At 68.6% G+C, this 19,060-nt stretch carries 25 protein-coding genes; 13 read left to right on the top strand and 12 right to left on the bottom strand.

Features of this window, described 5'->3' with window-relative positions:
- Nucleotides 1–16 precede the first annotated feature (16 nt).
- Together ACIBL3_RS23550 and ACIBL3_RS23545 are read left to right on the top strand one after the other, a co-directional pair.
- A complete protein-coding gene (locus ACIBL3_RS23550; RefSeq protein ID WP_396355674.1) occupies nucleotides 17–535 on the top strand; it encodes a SigE family RNA polymerase sigma factor in 519 nt (172 codons plus the stop codon).
- Between the two features lie 2 nt (nucleotides 536–537).
- A complete protein-coding gene (locus ACIBL3_RS23545; protein WP_396355673.1) occupies nucleotides 538–1,317 on the top strand; it encodes a hypothetical protein in 780 nt (259 codons plus the stop codon).
- Here the strand turns inward: ACIBL3_RS23545 and ACIBL3_RS23540 are convergent.
- From ACIBL3_RS23540 to ACIBL3_RS23530, 3 genes are all read right to left on the bottom strand, one after another.
- Nucleotides 1,310–2,350 carry a 4-hydroxy-3-methylbut-2-enyl diphosphate reductase gene (locus ACIBL3_RS23540; protein ID WP_396355672.1) on the bottom strand — a complete coding sequence of 347 codons (1,041 nt, stop codon included), beginning with the start codon at nucleotides 2,348–2,350 and terminating at the stop codon, nucleotides 1,310–1,312. The genes ACIBL3_RS23545 and ACIBL3_RS23540 overlap by 8 nt on opposite strands.
- 14 nt (nucleotides 2,351–2,364) lie before the next feature.
- On the bottom strand, nucleotides 2,365–2,820 hold the full coding sequence (locus ACIBL3_RS23535) for a hypothetical protein (RefSeq protein WP_396355671.1): 456 nt from the start codon (nucleotides 2,818–2,820) through the stop codon (nucleotides 2,365–2,367).
- A 70-nt stretch (nucleotides 2,821–2,890) separates the two neighbouring features.
- A complete protein-coding gene (locus ACIBL3_RS23530; protein ID WP_396355670.1) occupies nucleotides 2,891–3,370 on the bottom strand; it encodes an HAD domain-containing protein in 480 nt (159 codons plus the stop codon).
- A 235-nt stretch (nucleotides 3,371–3,605) separates the two neighbouring features.
- Between ACIBL3_RS23530 and ACIBL3_RS23525 the strand changes: the two genes are divergently transcribed.
- From ACIBL3_RS23525 to ACIBL3_RS23515, 3 genes are read left to right on the top strand one after another with little or no spacing between them, the layout of a single operon-like run.
- A complete protein-coding gene (locus ACIBL3_RS23525; protein WP_396355669.1) occupies nucleotides 3,606–4,148 on the top strand; it encodes a TetR/AcrR family transcriptional regulator in 543 nt (180 codons plus the stop codon).
- A 33-nt stretch (nucleotides 4,149–4,181) separates the two neighbouring features.
- Nucleotides 4,182–5,402: an exodeoxyribonuclease VII large subunit gene (gene xseA / locus ACIBL3_RS23520; protein ID WP_396355668.1), complete on the top strand. Its 1,221-nt coding sequence runs from the start codon at nucleotides 4,182–4,184 to the stop codon at nucleotides 5,400–5,402.
- Nucleotides 5,399–5,614: an exodeoxyribonuclease VII small subunit gene (locus tag ACIBL3_RS23515; RefSeq protein ID WP_396355667.1), complete on the top strand. Its 216-nt coding sequence runs from the start codon at nucleotides 5,399–5,401 to the stop codon at nucleotides 5,612–5,614. Before xseA ends, ACIBL3_RS23515 begins: the two co-directional genes overlap by 4 nt.
- Nucleotides 5,615–5,629: 15 nt before the next feature.
- On the opposite strand, the gene ACIBL3_RS23510 is transcribed toward ACIBL3_RS23515, so the two are convergent.
- Genes ACIBL3_RS23510 through ACIBL3_RS23490 form a run of 5 tightly spaced genes read right to left on the bottom strand, consistent with a single transcriptional unit; the run spans nucleotide 5,630 to nucleotide 10,614 of the window.
- Nucleotides 5,630–6,508 (bottom strand): carbohydrate ABC transporter permease, encoded by an 879-nt coding sequence (locus ACIBL3_RS23510; RefSeq protein WP_396355666.1) that lies wholly within the window; start codon nucleotides 6,506–6,508, stop codon nucleotides 5,630–5,632.
- A complete protein-coding gene (locus ACIBL3_RS23505; RefSeq protein ID WP_396355665.1) occupies nucleotides 6,505–7,443 on the bottom strand; it encodes a carbohydrate ABC transporter permease in 939 nt (312 codons plus the stop codon). Before ACIBL3_RS23505 ends, ACIBL3_RS23510 begins: the two co-directional genes overlap by 4 nt.
- On the bottom strand, nucleotides 7,440–8,510 hold the full coding sequence (locus tag ACIBL3_RS23500; protein ID WP_396355664.1) for an ABC transporter ATP-binding protein: 1,071 nt from the start codon (nucleotides 8,508–8,510) through the stop codon (nucleotides 7,440–7,442). Before ACIBL3_RS23500 ends, ACIBL3_RS23505 begins: the two co-directional genes overlap by 4 nt.
- Before the next feature lie 10 nt (nucleotides 8,511–8,520).
- The gene (locus ACIBL3_RS23495; protein ID WP_396355663.1) at nucleotides 8,521–9,921 is read right to left on the bottom strand and encodes an ABC transporter substrate-binding protein; all 1,401 of its coding nucleotides are present in this window, start codon (nucleotides 9,919–9,921) and stop codon (nucleotides 8,521–8,523) included.
- A 57-nt stretch (nucleotides 9,922–9,978) separates the two neighbouring features.
- A complete protein-coding gene (locus ACIBL3_RS23490; RefSeq protein ID WP_396355662.1) occupies nucleotides 9,979–10,614 on the bottom strand; it encodes a TetR/AcrR family transcriptional regulator in 636 nt (211 codons plus the stop codon).
- Nucleotides 10,615–10,652: 38 nt separating this feature from the next.
- On the opposite strand from ACIBL3_RS23490, the gene ACIBL3_RS23485 reads away from it, so the two are divergent.
- Together ACIBL3_RS23485 and ACIBL3_RS23480 are read left to right on the top strand one after the other, a co-directional pair.
- Nucleotides 10,653–11,252: a flavodoxin family protein gene (locus tag ACIBL3_RS23485; protein WP_396355661.1), complete on the top strand. Its 600-nt coding sequence runs from the start codon at nucleotides 10,653–10,655 to the stop codon at nucleotides 11,250–11,252.
- The gene (locus ACIBL3_RS23480; RefSeq protein ID WP_396355660.1) at nucleotides 11,252–11,572 is read left to right on the top strand and encodes a DMT family transporter; all 321 of its coding nucleotides are present in this window, start codon (nucleotides 11,252–11,254) and stop codon (nucleotides 11,570–11,572) included. The genes ACIBL3_RS23485 and ACIBL3_RS23480 overlap by 1 nt, the downstream gene beginning before the upstream one ends.
- A 30-nt stretch (nucleotides 11,573–11,602) precedes the next feature.
- On the opposite strand, the gene ACIBL3_RS23475 is transcribed toward ACIBL3_RS23480, so the two are convergent.
- Entirely contained in the window at nucleotides 11,603–12,283 is a 681-nt protein-coding gene (locus ACIBL3_RS23475) for an NTP transferase domain-containing protein (RefSeq protein ID WP_396355659.1), read from the bottom strand.
- 145 nt (nucleotides 12,284–12,428) lie between these two features.
- Entirely contained in the window at nucleotides 12,429–13,040 is a 612-nt protein-coding gene (locus ACIBL3_RS23470; RefSeq protein WP_396355658.1) for a DUF4245 domain-containing protein, read from the bottom strand.
- A gap of 60 nt (nucleotides 13,041–13,100) precedes the next feature.
- On the opposite strand from ACIBL3_RS23470, the gene glpX reads away from it, so the two are divergent.
- The 3 genes from glpX to ACIBL3_RS23455 are packed head-to-tail and all read left to right on the top strand — an operon-like array spanning nucleotide 13,101 to nucleotide 15,546.
- Nucleotides 13,101–14,135 (top strand): class II fructose-bisphosphatase, encoded by a 1,035-nt coding sequence (gene glpX / locus ACIBL3_RS23465; RefSeq protein WP_396355657.1) that lies wholly within the window; start codon nucleotides 13,101–13,103, stop codon nucleotides 14,133–14,135.
- Nucleotides 14,132–15,076: a carbohydrate kinase gene (locus ACIBL3_RS23460; RefSeq protein ID WP_396355656.1), complete on the top strand. Its 945-nt coding sequence runs from the start codon at nucleotides 14,132–14,134 to the stop codon at nucleotides 15,074–15,076. The genes glpX and ACIBL3_RS23460 overlap by 4 nt, the downstream gene beginning before the upstream one ends.
- Nucleotides 15,076–15,546, top strand: a complete 471-nt coding sequence (locus ACIBL3_RS23455) for a hypothetical protein (protein ID WP_396355655.1) — start codon at nucleotides 15,076–15,078, stop codon at nucleotides 15,544–15,546. The genes ACIBL3_RS23460 and ACIBL3_RS23455 overlap by 1 nt, the downstream gene beginning before the upstream one ends.
- Here the strand turns inward: ACIBL3_RS23455 and ACIBL3_RS23450 are convergent.
- Nucleotides 15,543–16,211, bottom strand: coding sequence for a FadR/GntR family transcriptional regulator (locus tag ACIBL3_RS23450; protein ID WP_396355654.1), 669 nt, complete (start codon nucleotides 16,209–16,211; stop codon nucleotides 15,543–15,545). The genes ACIBL3_RS23455 and ACIBL3_RS23450 overlap by 4 nt on opposite strands.
- 59 nt (nucleotides 16,212–16,270) lie before the next feature.
- Between ACIBL3_RS23450 and ACIBL3_RS23445 the strand changes: the two genes are divergently transcribed.
- The gene (locus ACIBL3_RS23445; RefSeq protein WP_396355653.1) at nucleotides 16,271–17,608 is read left to right on the top strand and encodes a 2-isopropylmalate synthase; all 1,338 of its coding nucleotides are present in this window, start codon (nucleotides 16,271–16,273) and stop codon (nucleotides 17,606–17,608) included.
- A 46-nt stretch (nucleotides 17,609–17,654) separates the two neighbouring features.
- Here ACIBL3_RS23445 and ACIBL3_RS23440 read toward each other — a convergent pair whose 3' ends face one another.
- A complete protein-coding gene (locus ACIBL3_RS23440) occupies nucleotides 17,655–17,936 on the bottom strand; it encodes a hypothetical protein (RefSeq protein ID WP_396355652.1) in 282 nt (93 codons plus the stop codon).
- Nucleotides 17,937–17,997: 61 nt separating this feature from the next.
- Between ACIBL3_RS23440 and ACIBL3_RS23435 the strand changes: the two genes are divergently transcribed.
- Complete coding sequence (locus ACIBL3_RS23435) at nucleotides 17,998–18,468, top strand: hypothetical protein (RefSeq protein WP_396355651.1); 471 nt, start codon at nucleotides 17,998–18,000, stop codon at nucleotides 18,466–18,468.
- Nucleotides 18,459–18,983, top strand: a complete 525-nt coding sequence (locus ACIBL3_RS23430; protein ID WP_396355650.1) for a hypothetical protein — start codon at nucleotides 18,459–18,461, stop codon at nucleotides 18,981–18,983. The genes ACIBL3_RS23435 and ACIBL3_RS23430 overlap by 10 nt, the downstream gene beginning before the upstream one ends.
- Nucleotides 18,984–19,060 lie beyond the last annotated feature (77 nt).

Below are 19,060 nucleotides of genomic sequence, written 5' to 3'. Positions count from 1 at the left end.
CTAGATAGGGGTTGGGATGGATCCAGGACGGGACCGCGAGTTCGCCGAGTTCGTGGACGGGCGGTTCACAGCGCTGCAGCGGTTCGGGTACTTGCTGACCGGGGAGTGGCATCTGGCCGAGGATCTGGTACAGACCTCGCTGACCAAGGTGTGGTTCCACCGGAACACGTTGCGCAGCGGAAGTGCGTTGGAGAGCTACACCCGGACGGTGATGGTGAACACCAGCACCCAGTGGTGGCGGCGGAAGTGGCGCGGCGAGACGCCGACCGAGCAACTGCCGGAGTCGCAGGGCCGAGAGGAGTACGGCGCAGTCGACGACCGCGACCTGCTGTTGCGCGCACTCGCGACACTCCCCCGCCGCGCCCGCGCGACGCTGGTGCTGCGGTACTTCGAGGACCTGCCGGAAGCCGAGATCGCCCAGATCATGGGCTGCTCGGTCGGCACCGTGAAGTCCAACGTCTCCCGCGGGCTCGCCAAGCTCCGCGAACACGCACTGATCACCGCACTTCCCACCCCGGTCCAGAAGGAGGGCTGACCATGACCGACGATCTCAAGCACAAGTTCGAGCAGCTCGTCGCCGATCCGCCACCGCCGAGCGGGGTGCCGAGCGAGACTGTGTTCGCCCGGGTCCGTTCGGTACGGCGTCGCCGTACCGCCGGCGTGGTGACGCTGGCCGCAGCCGCGGTAGTGGCCGTCACGGTTGCCGCCGGCAACCTGACCGACATCAACAGCAGCCCGCCAGTGAGCAACACCCCGAGCGCACCGACGACAGTCGTCACCGGACCGCCGACGGCTGACCCCACGGTGACGCCGCCCACCGCGAAGACCTCGCCGGTGACACCGCGGAACACTGCGGGCGCGGCGCAGGGCACGGACGGGCGCACGCCGGGGTCAACCGCGACCACCACCGCAACCAGGACCACGACGACCCCGCCCGCTCAGCCGCCGATCAACGTCGACGTCAAGCTGAAGCCGACGATCAGCGGCCGGACCGTCACCATCGACGTCACCGTCTCGGGCACGGTGATCAGGCCGATCACTGCGGAGGGACAGGCACTTCCCGCCGACACGTCGTTCCTCAACCTGTCCGGCGGCACGAACTACACGTGGGGCGATGGTGAGCTTCCGGGCGGTTCGGACGGCGGCGCGGTGACGTGTGAGAACGCGACGAAGCGGACCACCGGCCGCGAGACCTACCGGATCGACACCCACACCTACACGAAGCCGGGCACCTACACCTTCCGCTACACGGTGGGGTACTGCGGCGCCGACGGACCGTTCGACACCAGCAAGACGATCAAGCTGGTGATCAAATAGTCCAGGCGTGATCCGAGGTGCCGGTGGTCGGCAGGCCGGCCGCCTTGAGGTCACTGCGGAGCTCGCGAGGCAGGGCGAACGTCAGGCTCTCCTCGGCCGTGGTGACCTCCTGGACCTCGGCGTACCCGCGCTCGGCCAGCCAGCGCAGGACGTCGCGGACCAGCACCTCCGGCACACTCGCGCCGCTGCTGACGCCGACCGAGTCGACACCCTCCAGCCAGGTCTCGTCGATCTCGGCGGCGTAGTCGACCAGGTAGCCGGCCTTCGCGCCGTGTTCGAGGGCGACCTCGACCAGGCGCACCGAGTTCGAGGAGTTGCGGGAGCCGACCACGATCATCAGGTCGGCTTCCGCGGCCAGCTTCTTGACCGCGGCCTGGCGGTTCTGGGTCGCGTAGCAGATGTCGTCACTGGGCGGGTCCTGCAGCTTCGGGAACCGCTCGCGGAGCCGCCGTACGGTCTCCATCGTCTCGTCGACGGACAGCGTGGTCTGGGACAGCCAGACCACCTTCTCGGGGTCGCGGACCGTCACGTTCGGAACGTCGCCGGGGCCGTCGACGAGGTGCACGTGGTCCGGCGCCTCGCCGCTGGTGCCGATGACCTCCTCGTGGCCCTCGTGGCCGATCAGCAGGATGTCGTAGTCGGTGGCGGCGAACCGCTTGGCCTCGTGGTGGACCTTGGTCACCAGCGGGCAGGTCGCGTCGATCGTCTTCAGCTGCCGCGCGGCCGCCTCCTGGTGGACCACCGGGGCGACGCCGTGCGCGGAGAAGATCACCGTCTGCCCCTCGGGCACCTCGTCGGTCTCGTCGACGAAGATCGCGCCGCGCGCCTGCAGGGTCTGCACGACGTGCTTGTTGTGCACGATCTCCTTGCGCACGTAGACCGGCGGCCCGTACAGGTCGAGCGCCTTCTCCACCGCCACCACCGCCCGGTCCACGCCGGCGCAGTACCCGCGCGGCGCCGCAAGCAGCACCCGCTTGCTCTTCACCGCGGTCGTCGTGGGCGTCTTCTCAGGCTGGGCAGTCACAACCCCCATGGTACGGGCCCCCGTCAGCCCCTCCGGAGCCGGACAAACTGCGAAACCGCCAGCGCGAACGTGCAGACGGCCACCGCCACAGCGGCATCACCGAACGAAGTCAACTCCGGCCGCGGCGACCCGGTCCCCGGCTTTGTGAGCAGCATCACCACAATCAGTCCGGAGAGTACGGCGATCAGCGCCGGAACACCCGTACTCACCACCGGACGCAGCGCAGCCGCGGCGAGAAGCCAGATCAGCCCACCCATCAGCAACACACCGATCACCGCGGGACCACCGCCGGGTCGCCCGGCCATCTCCCACAGCGTCCCGTAGTCGTCGCTGAGGATCGGCTGAAACGCGATCACCACCGACACCACAGCCAGCGGCCCGTACAGCCGCGCGTAGCCGGTCGCGATCGCCTGCCGCTTCGACTCGTCCTGCTCGCTCACCGCACGTTTGTACCAGCCACCGGGGTCGAAGTTGCTCACGGCAAACTGTCTCGCGTCGAGGAGCCGTCCGCCCTGTCCGGACGGCTCCCCCGGGAGGTGTTTCCAGTACTCAATGGTGCGGGCGTTTCCCCTTCTCCGCAAAGGAATTTCCGTACTCGCGAAGTGCGACGAAGTCGGCAGCTGTGAGCCCAGTTCGTGCATCGACGCGATGGACCACCCCGCGGTCGCCGAGGCTGGCCTGGTCGTCCGGGCCGACCTCGTCGTCCACCCAGACGAACGGGCGGTCGCCCACCCACTCAGCGACGTACGGCGTCTTCCACGACCCCCGTCGTACCGGCTGCCGGTCCGGCCACAGGATGACCGGCAGCGTCGGAAGCCCGAGGCGGGGTGCCAGCAGGCGGTTCGCGCCGTGTTCCCACGAGGTTGCCCAGACCAGGTCGAAGAGCTCGTTGAGTTCCGCGCCGTGCTGCGGATTCAGCAGCACCACCCACGACCTGTCCCCCTCGACGATCTCGTGCCGCTCGTAGCCGGCCGGAATCCCCTGTGCACGATGCGGATTCAGCGGACCGTCGAAATCCAGGAGCAGCAAGGGGCGCACGTCAGGCCTTTCGGTAGGTGAGGACGGTGACGCCGCCTCCGCAGAGCCAGATGCCGAGACCTTCCTCCTGCTTGAGGTCGCGGACCTTGGCGACCGGGTCGGTGGAGACGAACTCGACCGTCGGGTCGGGACTCTCGGTCAGGTTCTGGAGAAGACGTAGTTGCGCAGGCCTCCCTTGGTTAAACCACTTCAGGCAGAGTACTATGCTCGGAGTGGGGAGAAGCTGATGCGGACCAATCCGGAACGGCGGACCGCGCTGGTGGACGCGGCGATCGAGGTGCTCGCGGCTGACGGCGCCCGTGGCCTCACCTTCCGATCCGTCGACGTCGCGGCGAGCGTGCCGAACGGGACGACGTCGAACTACTTCGCCAACCGCGACGACCTGCTGCTGCAGGCTGGGCTGCGGATCCACGACCGGCTGGGCGCGGATCCGGAGCATCTGGATCAGCCACCGTCGACCGAATTCCTGACCGCCCTGCTTCAGCTGCTGCAGGAGCGGCTGACCAAGGACCGTGCCGGCTACCTCGCGCTCCTCGAGCTCCGCCTCGAGGCCACCCGCCGGCCCGCACTCCAGGAGGCGCTGGCCAAGCGAGTCCGGGAGAACCTGGACGAGAACATCCGCCTGCACCACGAGCACGGCCTCCCCGGCGACCCGCTGCTGCTCTACCTGACCATCGGCGGCTACATGCTGGAGCAGCTCACGCTTCCCGGCGTACTCCCCGACGGCCTGCTCGAGAAGGTGATCGGGCAACTGGCCGCGCCCAGCTGAGGGATTGTCGGCGCGGGGTCGTAGGGTCTGGACGTGGCTTTGGAGACCTCGCCGGATGCGCCTGCAGCCGTTCGCACGATCGCGAACGGCATTGCCAGCTGGATCAACCAGCTCGGCGCGGTGTGGGTCGAAGGGCAGCTGACCGACGTGTCGATCGGGCGTGGCACGACCACGGTGTTCGGCACGCTGCGCGATACCGACGCGGACATCTCGCTGCGGTTCACCTGCAACCGCCGGGTGTTCGAGGCGGTCGACCCGCCGGTCACCGACGGCTCCCGCGTGGTGGTGAACGCGAAACCCAACTTCTTCGCCCGCCGCGGCACGCTCGCCCTCGCGGTCAACGAGATCCGGCACGTCGGGATCGGTGAGCTGCTGGCCCGGATCGAGCGGTTGAAGCAACTCCTTGCCGCGGAAGGTTTGTTCGCGTCGTACCGGAAGAAGGCCCTGCCGTTCCTGCCGCACACGATCGGCTTGATCTGCGGGCGGGACTCCGCGGCCGAGCGCGACGTCCTGGAGAACGCGAAGCGGCGGTGGCCGGCGGTCGCGTTCCGGGTGGAGTACGCGTCGGTGCAGGGGCCTGCGGCGGCGGGTGAGGTGATGACCGCGCTGCGGAAGCTCGATGCCGACGAGTCGGTCGAGGTGATCGTGATCGCGCGTGGCGGTGGGTCGTTGGAGGACCTGCTGCCGTTCTCGGACGAGGGGCTGATTCGCGCGGTGTCCCAGGCGCGGACGCCGGTGGTCAGCGCGATCGGCCACGAGCCCGACTCGCCCTTGCTCGACCTGGTCGCGGACCTGCGGGCGTCGACGCCGACCGATGCGGCGAAGCGGATCGTGCCGGATGTGCGCGAGGAGCTGGACGGCGTGCGGATGCTGCGGGAGCGCGGTCTGCGGGCGATGACGGGATGGCTGCAGCGGGAGATGCATGCGCTGGCAGCGATTCGCAGTCGGCCCGCGCTCGCGGCGCCGGTGACCGATCTGCAGCGGCGGTCCGACGAGATCACGGCGCTGCTCGAGCGGAACCGGCGTACGTTGACCCATCGGCTGGATCGGGCGAGTGACGACATCACCCACCGGCTGGCCAGCGTACGGGCGCTCAGCCCGAAGGCGACGTTGGAGCGGGGGTACTCCGTGCTGCAGTTGGCGGACGGGACCGCCGTACGGGAAGTGGCGCAGGTGGCGCCCGGCGATCTGCTGCAGGCGCGCGTCAGCGACGGCCGATTCGCTGTCGAAGTCAAGTCCGAGGAGAACACGTGAGCGGCGACCGACCGGAGATTTCCTACGAGCAGGCCCGGGAGGAGCTGGTCGAGGTGGTCCGCAAACTCGAAGCCGGCGGCACCACTCTCGAGGAGTCCCTCGCCCTGTGGGAACGCGGCGAAGAACTCGCCGCCACCTGCCAGCACTGGCTCGACGGCGCCCGCGAACGCCTGGCCAAAGCCCAAGCCGCCCACGAGGAAAAACCCAGCTGAACCACGCTCGCCGGCTCAGCCTTTGACGGCGCCGTGGGTGAAGCCGGCGATGAAGCGTTCCAGGAAGAGGTTGAAGACGAGGGCGATAGGGACCGCGACCAGGATGGTGGCGGCCTGGAGGGATTGCCAGAAGAAGACGTCGCCGCGCACCAGCGCGGTCGGCACGCCGGTGCTGATCGGCTTCTCGGCGGACGGTGAGACGAACGCGAGCGCGTAGATGAACTCACTGGCGGTCAGCGTGAACGCGAAGACCACGACCGCCACGACGCCGGGGAACATCAGCGGTACGACGGTACGGACGAAGGCGCCGAGCCGGCTGTAGCCGTCGACCATCGCCTGTTCCTCGATGTCCTTCGGGATCGACCGCAGGAAGCCCATCAGCAGCCACACCGAGACCGGAATCGTGATGGTCGGGTACACGAGCACCAGCGACCAGGTGCGATCCTGCAGGCCGGCGGCCACGACCACCCGCGACAGCGACAGGAACAGCAAGGTCGGCGGCACCAGGTAGACGAAGAAGATGGCGATCGCCATCGGACCCGACCACGGCCGGTCCAGCCGGGCCAGGCTGTACGCCGCGGGGAGTCCGAGTCCGAGCGTGATCACGGTGACCAGCAGACCGACCCAGAGGGTGTTCCACACGAAGGTCGGGAACTCGGTGCTGTTGAACAGGTAGTCGGCGTGCTCGGTGGTCGGAGGCAGGTTGAACAGGAACGGGTTGTTGGTGCGCCGGTAGAGGTCCCGATTCTCCTTGAAAGCGGTGATCCCGGCCCAGATGAACGGGCCGGCCGCACCGAGCGCCGCGAGGATCGCCAGCAGGTACACGGCGATCCGGGACGCGACGTGCTGCCGCCGCGCGTGCCGCCGCAACTGCTCGATCTCGGCGGCCTTCATGAGACGTCCATCCGCCGTACGGCCCGGAGGATGGCGATCGCCCCGGCCAGCAGCAACGGGAACAGGAACAACGCGATCGCCGCGCCCTGGCCGACGTCCCCGCCCTCGATACCACGGAAGAACGCCCAACTGGCGAGCACCTGGGTCGAGTTGGTCGGGCCACCCCGGGTCAGCACGTAGACGACCGCCATGTCGGTGAAGGTCAGGATCGCCCCGAACAACGCGGCCACCGCGATGACCGGCATCGTCAGCGGGATGGTGATCTCGAACATCCGCCGCCAGAAGCGCGCCCCGTCGACCGAGGCGGCCTCCTGGACGTCCTTCGGGATGGCCACCAGCCCAGCCATCATGATCACCGCTGCCAGCGGGACGAGCCGCCAGACGTGCACCAGGATGACCGACCCGATCGCGAGGTTCGGCTTCCCGAGCCAGTACATGTTCGACTCGATCACCCCGACCTCCCGCAGCACCCAGTCGATCGGCGAGAACACCGAGTCGAGCAGCCACAGCCAGGCGATCGTGGACAACGCCACCGGCGTGGTCCACGGCAGCAACACCAGGAAACGAACGAGCCACTTGCCCCGGAAGTCGGCGATCAGGATGTTCGCGAGCACCTTGCCGAGTACGACGATCAGCGCCATCGAGACCACTGTGAACACGATCGTGTTCCGCAACGACCGCCAGAAGACCGGATCGTCGAACACGTTCCGGTAGTTGCCCAGTCCGGCCCAGTCGAAGCTCGGATCCCCAGCCGTCACATCGCTGAAACTGAAGGCGATCGCCAGGAAGAACGGGATCGCGACGAGCGCGACGATGTACACCACCGAGGGCAGCAGGAACACCCAGGCGAGCACGTTGTCCCGGTCGGCGAGCCGTCGCCGTACCCGGAGGTCGACGGGCTCCTCGAGTTGGGGCGGGGCGGCCGTTTTCGTCATGATCCGCTGCGCACCGAGATGGGGTCGGTCCGGTCCCCGCTGTCGGCGTCGAAGAACCGCAGCCGCTCCGCGTGGACTGCGAACCGATGTTCCTGACCGGGCTCGACCGCCGACGTCACGGTCGCCGGCAGCCTGGCGATCACCCGGGTCTCGGCGCCCAGGCCGCGGACCGTTCCGTACAGGTGCCGATCACCGGACAGGTGCTCGACCCGATCGATCTTGAACGGCACCACCAGCCGATCGTCCCCTTGGACGAGCGTTTCCGGCAGCAGGTGTTCCGGCCGGAAGCCGACCAGGACACCGTCCCGCGGGACGAGGTTCATCGGCGGCGCCCCGAGGAAGGTCGCGACGAAGGTGTCGGCCGGGTCGTCGTAAACCTCGACCGGCAGGCCGAGCTGCCGGATCCGGCCGGCATACATGACCGCGATCCGGTCGCCCAGGCCCATCGCCTCGACCTGGTCGTGGGTGACGTAGATCGTCGTGGTCCGGACCCGGCGCTGGAACCGCTTGAGCTCGTCACGCGCGCTCGCCCGCAGCTTCGCATCCAGGTTGGACAGCGGCTCGTCGAGCAGGAACACACTCGGCTCCCGGACCAGGGCCCGGGCCAGCGCGACCCGCTGCCGCTCACCGCCGGACAGCTGACGTGGGCGCCGGTCGAGCAGCGGGCCGATGCCGAGCAGATCGGCCGCCCAGTCGGTCTTCTCGACCCGCTCCGCCTTGTCGGCGCCCTGCGCCTTGAGTGGGAAGACGATGTTGTCCCGCACCGTCTTGTGCGGGTACAGCGCATAGCTCTGGAACACCATCGCGACCCGTCGAGCCCGCGGCGGCAGCTCGTTCACGACGTGTCCACCGATCCGGACCTCGCCGTCGGTCGGTTGCTCGAGGCCCGCGATCGTCCGCAGCAGCGTGGTCTTGCCGCAGCCCGACGGTCCCAGCAGCACGAGGTACTCGCCCTCGGTGGTGGCCAGATCCACGCCGTCGACCGCGTTCACCCGCCGATGAGCGCCGCGACGCACCCGACCACCCTCGAAAACCTTGCGCAGACCACGGACCTCGACGACAGCCACGCGATCTCACCTACACTCCGCCGACCAGACCACGCTGCCGCCACTTGTCGAAAATCGGCGTGATCTGCCGCTCGGCCTCCGCCACCGCCTGATCTGGGCTCAGCTCGCCGCGGGCGGCCTTGGCGAACATGTTCGGGATGACGAACGTCGCGAAGACCTCGCCCTCGGCGGTGTTCGCCGGACCCGGATAACCGATGTTGGTGCTCCAGTCGATCGCGTTCTTCAGCACGGACAGCTTGTTCGCCGGCTTCGCACCGAACGGATCGTTGTCCAGCCAGCTGTTCAGCTGCGGAACCAGCTTCGGGAAGGCCGGCAGGTCGTAGAGCTTCGAGTGGTACGTCGCCGACGGCCAGTTGGCCGTGTAGTGCAGCAGGAACTCCTTCGCCGCGTCGACGTTGCGCGCGTGACTCGGGACGATCCAGTTGTACATCACGTGCTGGGCGGCGAGGCCCACCTTGGGCCCCTTCAGCGCCGGGGTGAAGTAGATGTCGTCGGCAACTTCCGGATTCGCTTCCTGGGCGGTGCGCCACGCCGAGATCGAGTTGAGGATGTAGGACATCTGGCCGGCGATCAGTCCCTGGTTGTTGGAGGCGGGGTTCCAGGAGAAGACCTCGTTCGTCATCGTGTCCTTGAACAGGCGCTGCATGAACTCGACGGCAGCGATCGTCTCCGGCGAGTTGATCACCACCTCCTCGTCCTCGTTCTGGATCGAGGAGCCGTACGACCACATCAAGGCCCGGCCGGCCATGTTGGAGTCGATCTCCTGGGACATGCCCACACCCATCTGGATGCTCTTGGACTTCTTGATCTCGGCCCCGCCGCGGAGCAGGTCGTCCCACGACGCCGGGCCGTCGGCCAGGCCGACCGACTCCCACAGGCTCTTGCGGTAGTCGCCGGGATCCGGCACCCAGCCCGGCGAGTAGGCGTAGTGCTTGCCGGTGGCCGGGTTCTGGCTCGACTTCACACACAGCGGCAACTGCTCGCCGTGCCGCCGCTGGGCTTCCTGGGCGACGTCCTTGAGGTCGACCACACTCGGCTCGAACTGCGACAACGGTGCGATGTACTGGATCAGGTCGTGCCCCTGCTTGGCCTGGATCTCGGCCGCGGTCCGGGCCACGATCTCGGTGTTGTTGATGTGGTCGACGGTGACGTTGACGCCGACCTCCTTGCCCCAGTTCTTCGCGAACGGGTCGAACCACGCGTCGTGGCTCGGCACGAAGTGGCTCCAGAGCAGGATCTTCAGGTCACCGGAAAGCTTCGCCGACGGCGACGTCATGGTCGGGCTCGGCGCGGGGACAGTCGCCTCCGGCGGCCCCGCGTCGTCCCCGGCATCACCACAGGCCGCGGCACCGGCCGCGACGGCGGTCAGCCACAACAGGCTCCGGCGAGAGATACGAGTCGGCTCGTCCATTGCGAACCTCCAGCGCGAGACTCTTCTCCCCAGCCTGTTCTCGCAATTCCTGTCCGGTCAACTTTTGGAGGGTCGCAAGAGGGTCTCGACCGCCTGCGCGAGCCCTGACTTCATCCGATCGAGGATGAACCCCCCGGTACGCAAGGCCTGATGAAGATCGGCCGCAAGCGGCGCGAGAAGGAGATGCGCCGTGTAGTCGGCGTCGAGGGTTGGGCGAGCCTCTTCGATCAGCAGCGCCAGGTGGCGGTGCCAGAGGTGGTAGGAGCCGATGCGGTAGCGGGCGCCCTCGGAGGCGTTCTCGCTGTCCACGAACAACTCGATGTGCCGGTCGAGCAACTCGAGGTAGGCGTCCAGGAACGCCGTCACCCGGTCGACCGCGGGCGCACCGGGCCCCAACGGCGGCGGGCCGCTGAGGATCTTGGCCTGGAGCTCGTGCTCGCGTTCGTCGAGCAGGGCGACCGCCAGGCCGGCCCGGTCGCCGAAGCGGCGGAACACCGTGCCCTTGCCGACCCCTGCCGCCGCGGCGATCGCATCCAGTGACACGTTCTTCACGCCGTGCTCGGTGAACAGCCGGTCCGCTGCCTCCAGCACCTTCAGCCGGTTCCGCCGGGCGTCCGCGCGTTCCGGGCGTGCCTGTCCGACGACCGGAAGATCTCGTTGTGAAGCGGACTGCAGTCCGGTACTGTCGCTCATAAGACGGACTGTAGTCCGCTAAAGACTCTGGAGGAAGCATGACCAACACCCCCGCCCGGATCGTGATCGCCTATCACTCCGGGTACGGCCACACGGCCAAGCAGGCCGAGGCAGTGGCCACCGGCGCCGAGTCGGTGCCGGGCGCCGTCGCCGAGCTGGTCCCGCTCGACGAGCTGACCGAGGACGTGTGGGCCCGGCTCGCCGCCGCGGACGCGATCGTCTTCGGCGCCCCGACGTACATGGGCAGCCCGAGCTGGGTGTTCAAGAAGTTCGCCGAGGAGAGTGTGCGGGCCTGGGCGGACAACCTGGCCTGGCGGGACAAGATCGCCGCCGGATTCACCAACTCGAAGGCGATGTCGGGCGACAAGCTGAACAGCCTGGTCGACCTGGCCGTGTTCGCCGCCCAGCACGGGATGATCTGGGTCGGCCTGGACATCTACCCCGGCTGGGCCGAGAGCACCGCGAGTATCGAGGACCTCAACCGGCTCGGCAGCTGGCTCGGCGCGATGGCGCAGTCCGACGCCGACCTGTCGGCCGAGAAGGCGCCGCCGGCCACGGACCTGCGGACCGCGGAGGCGCTCGGCGTCCGGGTCGCGACCGTGACGCTGCGGCATCTGAGAGGAGCACTGGCGGCCTGATGGCGTGGTTGGTTCTGCTCGCCGCGGCGGCGTTCGAGATCGCGTTCGCGCTCAGCCTGAAGCCGAGCGAAGGGTTCAGCCGGCTCTGGCCGACCGTCGGGGTGCTGGTCTTCGGCGTGACGTCCGTCGTACTGCTGGCGAAGACGCTCGATCACCTTCCGGTCGGGACGGCGTACGCGATCTGGACCGGCCTGGGCTCGATCGGCGTCGTCACACTCGGCATCCTGCTGTTCGGCGAGCCGATCACCCCGGCCCGCCTGGCCTGCATCGCGCTGATTGTCGTCGGCGTAGTCGGACTGCGGTTGGCGGGGGCGGACTGACCTGCGGATCGCCAACTGAGCCGGCCACCTTCAGGGGGCCGCGCGATGGCGGCGGTGGGGGCCTCGGACGGGGAGGGGCGTGGGGTGCGTGTCGTCGAAGGCGCCTGGGGTGAAGGCGCCGTGGGCGGGGTTGACGCCGGAGACCAGCCGGCGGTAGTCGTCCCAGGTGTCGACCCGGGGCGGAACGTTGCCGATGGCATCGACCTGGGTGACCGGGAACTGGCCGAGCTCGATCACCTCCCACAGTTCGGCGTCGTTGCACAGCCCGCGCAACTCGCCGAACAGCTCCCGCCCGAACCAGCACGGGTGCCCCCGACCGTTGTCGTACCGGCTGACGCCGATCGGGGTGGCCGGACCGGCGACCTCGGCGACCAGCGACCACACCGTGGCCGACGTCACGCCGGGCTGGTCGCCGAGCAGCACCACGATGCCGTCGGTACGGCGGTCGACCGCTTCCATCGCGGGCACGATCGAGGAACTGCCGGTGTCGGCGTGCGGGGACTCGACCACCCGGACGCCGTCGAGGTCGATCCGGTCGTGGATCTGGTCCGACCCGGCACCCAGCGTCACGATCAGCTGGTCGAACCCACACTCGCGGGCGGTGCCGAGCGTCGCCCCGAGCAGCGTGTCACCGTGGTAGGCCAGTAGTTGCTTGGGTACGCCGAGTTGCGCAGACCCGTCCGCGGCGAGCAGGAGTCCGGTGACGAACATGCTCGCCTCAACCCCGGACCTGGGTTGTCGAAATCACCGCAGGCTCCCTCTGCTGATTTCCCCGAGCACATCAAGCCGAAGAATCGATAGAAACCCGCAGCTACCCGACGTGTCAACGACCGTCCGGAACGTGGTCAGGAAATGCTCAGCCCAGCACCGATGCAAACGCTTCAAGGGCGGGATAGCCGGCATTTCCGACCACGATCGTGGTGACGCCGGACTCGACCAGCACCAAGGCGTTCTCGCCTTCGCGCTCCTGCAGCACCTTGCGCTGCCAGGTGACGCCGTCGATGGTCGCCGTACCGTCGTCGGTGGTCTTGCCGAGTTCCTCGTTCTGGAATTTGCCGCCGGTCACGTTGGACTGTTCCAGGCCGACGTATTTCTTCTCGTTGGTGACAATGCCGAGGTGCCAGGTCATCGGGCTCTGCTCGGGAGTGCGGAACCGCACACTGGTGGCGTTCCAGCCGTCCGGCATCGGCGCCGGGCCGCGGACCCAGGGGGCGACCTTCTTCGCGTCCTCGAGTTGCGCGGTGTACTCGACGGCCTGGACCTTCTCCTCCTTGGGCCGCCAGGTGACGACCATCAGGAACGCGACCACGACGGAACAGGCGAGCAGTGCCCAGACCATGTTCTTCAACGTGCGGGCCTTGGCCCGGTCCCGGCGGTTCTGCTCCCGGTAAGCGATCTCCTCGGCTCGCGCCCGCGCTTTCTCGCGCGCTTCCGCCTCGCCGGCAGCGCCCTGACCCGTCGAACTCATGACACGAGTGTCCCATCTCGCCGATGAGGGTCCGAAGACGGTTGGCTACGATCCGGTGGCATGACGGATCCGACCACGCCACCTGCCCATCTCGAGGTCGAGGCGGACGCGCCTGACCGGAACCTGGCCCTGGAGCTGGTCCGGGTCACCGAGGCCGCGGCGATGGCGGCGGGCCGCTGGGTCGGCCGCGGCGACAAGAACGGCGCCGACGGTGCGGCGGTGAACGCGATGCGCACCCTGATCGGCACGGTCGGGATGAACGGCACGGTGGTGATCGGCGAGGGCGAGAAGGACAACGCCCCGATGCTCTACAACGGCGAGCAGGTCGGCTCCGGCGACGGCCCGGAGTGTGACGTCGCGGTGGACCCGGTCGACGGGACCACGCTGGTCGCCAAGGGCATGGCCAACGGCATCGCGGTGATGGCGGTGTCGGCGCGGAACTCGATGTACGACCCGTCCGCGGTGTTCTACATGGAGAAGCTCGTGGTCGGCCCGGAGGCGGCCGAGGTGGTCGACATCCGGCTCCCGGTCGCGGAGAACATCCGCCGGGTGGCCAAGGCGAAGGGCTCCACGGTCGACGACGTCACCGTCGTCCTGCTGGACCGGCCGCGGCACGAGGAACTGGCGACCCAGATCCGGGCCACCGGCGCGCGGATCAAGTTCATCAGCGACGGCGACGTGGCCGGCGCGGTCGAGGCGGCCCGGCCGGACACCGGCCTGGACATGCTGCTCGGGATCGGTGGTACGCCGGAGGGCATCATCGCGGCGTGTGCGATGAAGTGCCTGGGCGGACTGATCCAGGGCCGGCTGTGGCCGAAGGACGACGCGGAGCGGCAGAAGGCACTCGACGCCGGCCACGACCTCGACCGGGTGCTCAGCACCGACGACCTGGTCAGCGGTGACGACTGCTTCTTCGTCGCCACCGGGATCACCGACGGCGAACTGCTGCGCGGCGTCCGGTACGGGCGGTCCACCGCGCGCACCCACTCGCTGGTGATGCGGTCGCGCAGCGGCACGATCCGCAGCATCGAAAGCGTGCACCAGCTGACCAAGCTCCGTGCGTACTCCGCCATCGACTTCGAGCACGCCAGATGAGCGCACCTGTCCTCGTCGTCGGCGAGGCTCTCGTGGACATCGTCGGCAGCGCGGGACGCACCAGGAACGGCAACGGCAAGACCAAGGCGACCCCGGGTGGCTCGCCTGCCAACGTCGCGGTCGGTCTCGCGCGCCTCGGCGTACCGACTGAACTCGTCACCCGGTTCGGGACCGACGCGTACGGCGATCAGCTCGGCGCGCACCTGTTCGGGAACGGCGTCCAGCTGGCGCCTGGCTCGGTCGACCCCGGCTTCCGGACCAGTACGGCGACCGCGACGCTCGACGCGGCGGGGGTCGCGTCGTACCAGTTCGACATCACCTGGGAGCCGCCGGCGCTGTCGCTGTCGCGGGGTTGCCCGGCGATTCACACCGGGTCGATCGCGACCGTGCTGGAGCCGGGTGCGGCGGCGATCCACGCGTTCCTGAAGTCGATGGCCGACCAGCCGGTCACGGTGACGCTCGATCCGAACGCGCGGCCGACGATCACTCCGGACCCGGTGTCGACGTGGGCCGCCGTACGTGAGCTGGCCGCATTGTCCGACCTGGTGAAGCTGAGCGACGAGGACTGCGAGTTCCTGCGGCCCGGGCTGTCGGTCGACGAGATCGCGACGGAGCTGCTGAGCGCCGACCGGACCCAGTGCGTGGTGATCACGCGTGGTGGGGACGGCGCGATCGGGGTCACCCGGGAGGCGCGGGTCGAGGTGACGGCGCCGCGGATTCAGGTCATCGACACCGTCGGCGCGGGCGACTCGTTCATGGCGGCGCTGATCGCGGGTCTGCACGCGCGTGGGCTGCTCGGTGCGAAGCGGTTGGACGGCCTGACGGACGCGGATCTGCGCGACGTCGTGGACTACGCGGTGAAGGCTGCCGCGATCACGTGCACGCGGCACGGCGCGGATCCGCCGACGGCTGACGAACACACGGCGACCTGGGGTGCCTGATGTCCGCTGATGCCTGGACCGCTGAGCTCGAGACCAAAGGCAGCGTCGTCTTCCCGCCGCGGCGCGGGCGGCTGGCGATCCGGCTGGCCGGGTTCGCGCTGCTGATGGTGATGTCGGCGTGGACGAACCTCGACCACTGGCGCAACGACGACATCTCCGGGGCTCTCGGCGTACTGCGGTTGACCGCGCTGGCCGCGTTCGTCTACGGCACCGGACTGACGGTCTGGCAGCTGGTCACGAACCGCCCGGTCGTCAAGGTCGATGCCGAGGGCATCACGCGTGGACGCAGCCTGCGCTGGTCCGGCATCACCAGCATCGACGACCCGACCGGACCGCCCGGACTCCGGACCGTGCAGATCCACCCGGCCGATCGGCGCGCCCGGCCGTTGGCGATCCCGCAGGACAACGTGTCCGACCTCAGCGCGCTGACTCCCTGGCTGCGGTCACTCCATGAGGAGCATCGCGCTTAGCTGACCGTGCTGCGGACGGCGCTGAGGTGCTGTCTGGTGCGGTCGGCGGCGCGCTCGGGATCTTTGTCGCGGATGGCGTCCGCGATCGCCTCGTGCGCGGCCTGGTCGTGGCGGTGCCGGTGTGTCTCGTCGAGCTTCAGCATGTCCATCATCGCCCGCCGGATCCGTGGCACGAGGGTGTCGAACAGCTCGGCCAGGACGGCGTTGTGCGCCGCGGTGATCACCGCGCGGTGGAAGGCCAGGTCGGCCTCGACGTACCAGTCGTCCGGTGCGTTCACCGACGCCTTCTGCCGGTCGGCCAACGTGTAGCGGAACATCTTGAGGTCCGCCGGCGTACGACGGGACGCGGCCAGCAGCGCGGCCTCCGCCTCGATCGCGAGCCGCACTTCCATCAGGTCGGCGATGTCGGCCTTGCGGAGGACCTTGTCCCAGTCTTCGGTGGCCTGCAGCGCGATCACGAACACGCCCGCACCCTGCCGGCTCTCCAGCACCCGGCGGCCGGCCAACTCCCGGATCGCCTCGCGGATCGTCGACCGGCCGACCCCCAGTTGCGCGGCGAGCGTGGTCTCTCCGGGCAGCTTCTGGCCGAGCGGCCACTCGCCGCTGCCGATTCGCTGCAGCAGCTCCTCGGCGGCCTGCTCGGCGAGCGGGTGACGGCGAATCATGGGCCCAGTCTAGAGGTACGCAGGTTGTCAGCTTGTCTGAGGAGTTGTACGTTGGCCGCATGGACTGGAACCGCCAGCAACCCTCCCCGATGCCCAGCCACCGCTACCGCGACATCTTCGCCAAGGTGCCGGTCGCGCCGGTCGACCGCGAGTGGCCGGACCGCCGGATCACGACCGCCCCGCTCTGGGTGCCGGTCGACCTGCGGGACGGCAACCAGGCCCTGGCCGACCCGATGGACCCGGACCGCAAGCGCCGGTTCTTCGAGCTGATGGTTGCCATGGGCTACAAAGAGATCGAGGTCGGCTACCCGTCCGCCTCGCAGACCGACTTCGACTTCGTCCGGCTGCTCGCGACCTCCGACCTGGTGCCGCCGGACGTCACGATCGTGGTGTTCACGCCGGCCCGGCCGGAGTTGATCGAGCGGACCGTCGAGTCCGTCGCCGGGATGCGGTCACCGGTGGTCATTCACATGTACGCGGCCACGGCTCCGACCTGGCGGGACGTCGTACTGCGTCGCTCTCGGGACGAACTGGCGTCGTTGATCTATGCCGGGGCGGAGCAGATCCTGCGGCTGGCCGGGGACTCGGTGCGGTTCCAGTTCTCGCCGGAGGTGTTCAACCTGACCGAGCCGGACTTCGTGCTGGAGTTGGGCGATCAGCTGACCAAGCTGTGGGACGCGACGCCGGAGCGACCGGTGATCCTCAACCTGCCGGCGACCGTCGAGGCGGCGACGCCGAACGTGTACGCCGACCAGATCGAGTACATGCACAAGAACCTGCCGCGTCGCGACGGCGTCATCCTGTCCGTGCATCCGCACAACGACCGGGGGACGGGCATCGCCTGCGCGGAGCTCGCCGTACTTGCGGGTGCGCAGCGGGTCGAGGGATGCATCTTCGGAAACGGCGAGCGCACCGGGAACGTCGACATCGCCACGTTGGCGTTGAACCTGCACGCGCAGGGCGTGGACCCGATGATCGACTTCTCCGACATCGACGGGATCCGCCGGGTGGTGGAGGAGTGCACGCGGATGCCGATCCATCCGCGGCATCCGTACGCCGGGCAGCTGGTCTACACGGCGTTCTCGGGGACGCATCAGGACGCGATCCGGAAGGGGTTCGCGCGGCGGACGGGCGACGATCCGTTCTGGGATGTGCCTTATCTGCCGATCGATCCGGCCGATGTGGGGCGCGGGTACGAGGCCGTCGTACGGGTGAACAGCCAGTCGGGGAAGGGCGGGATCGCACACGTGCTGGAGGCGTCGTACGGCGTGCGGTTGTCGGCTGAGCAGGAGGTCGAGTTCGCGCGGCACGTGCAGCGGCACACCGACGCAACCAGGCGAGAGGCGACGGCGGTGGAGTTGAAGTCGCTGTATGAGGAGTTCTCTCGCTCGAGCTGATCGACCTCCTCGGATCAACCGCCACCCTTCCGGCCGCTGGACAGCCCTAACGGCGTATGGCGCCTAGCAGCCAGCGGACGCCGACCGCGAGCACGGCGAGAAGGACCCAGACCATCGAACCGAGAATGGCGGCCATCGCCCCGACGAACGCGGCGTCCGAGACCGGGCTCCCGGCGAGCAAGCCGACCAGGGCTCCCACACCGGCACCTGCCCCGCCGGCGGCAAGGAGTCCGGTGGGGAGCCAGAGGGAGTCGCGCTCAGCCAACCGGTAGAAGGCCGCAGGGCTGCGGACGAACACCCAACTGAGCACTCGGCGGATCCGCGACATGCTCCGTACTATCCCTTACAGTGAGCAGGCTCCGGGGGGAGTTTCTAAGGCTGGGGGTCTTGTGGGGGCTTCTGCAGAAGTCTGGTCCGACGAGTTGCGGCGCGCCGGGCAGGTGGTGTTTCCGATCCGGCGCTCGACCGTGGCGTTGCGGTGCTTCGGGCCGGCGGTGCCGATCGGGATCGGGATCTTCACGCGCCCGGAACCCAGCTTCCCCGCCGACATCATGGCCGGAGTCATGGTTGTCCTCTGGGTGGTTCTGGTCGGATCGGGTGTCTGGCACCTGGTCACCAAGCGTCCGATGGTGACGGTCGACGACGAAGGTGTGCGCCACGGGCGGCGGAAGTTCCTGCCGTGGAACGGGATCGCGCCGATCCAGGTCCCGCGTCAGGACTGGTTCGCCGAGGTCAGTCTGCTGCCGACGAACCCGGGCGTCCGGAAGCTCACCATCGGGCGGGACCAGGTGCGGGACATTCCGGCCTTCGCCCGGTGGCTCGAGGCCGAGCGGCTCGCGAAGGGAGCGCCATGGCAGTGATGGGTGAGCGGTCGCCGGCGGAGTGGACCGAGGAGTTCGAGCGGACCGGGCGGGTGGTGTTTCCGGTACGGCGGCGGCCGGTGCTGATCCAGTTCGCGCTCTTCCTGTTGCTGATCAGCGGCTCTCAGATCAATTCACTGACGGAGATAGACAGCGCGAGCGGCATCGATCTCATCTTCCATCTGATCGGCTTCGCGAGCGTCGCCGGCCTCGTCAGCATGGCCGCCTGGCAATTGATCACCCAACGCCCGATGGTGATCGTCGATCGCGAAGGCGTCCGCTACGGCAAGAAGCGCTTCATGCCGTGGGCAGACATCGGCACCATCGGACTCGCTACCGGCCCGAAGTTCTTCATGGCGGTCCCTGTACTCCCGGCCAACGTCTGGGACAAGGACCTCCGCCTCAACCAGTACAACGTCAAGGACGTCCCAGCCCTGGCGGCCTGGCTGACCACCGTCCTGAAGCAGTACCGCGCGAACGGGCGCACGTTCGACGAGCAGCCAGCGGCCGACTAGTGCCGCGTCGAGCCGGCATTGTGGGCGTCGCTGCACAAGGCGAGATCCAGCTGTCCCGCCGCCTGTACGGGGGGTGG

It is taken from the genome of Kribbella sp. NPDC050124, assembly GCF_044460355.1.
In the GTDB taxonomy this organism is placed as follows: domain Bacteria; phylum Actinomycetota; class Actinomycetes; order Propionibacteriales; family Kribbellaceae; genus Kribbella.
The sequence above is the reverse complement of the archived record's forward strand: the minus strand, read 5'-3'. Positions and strand labels throughout refer to the sequence as shown.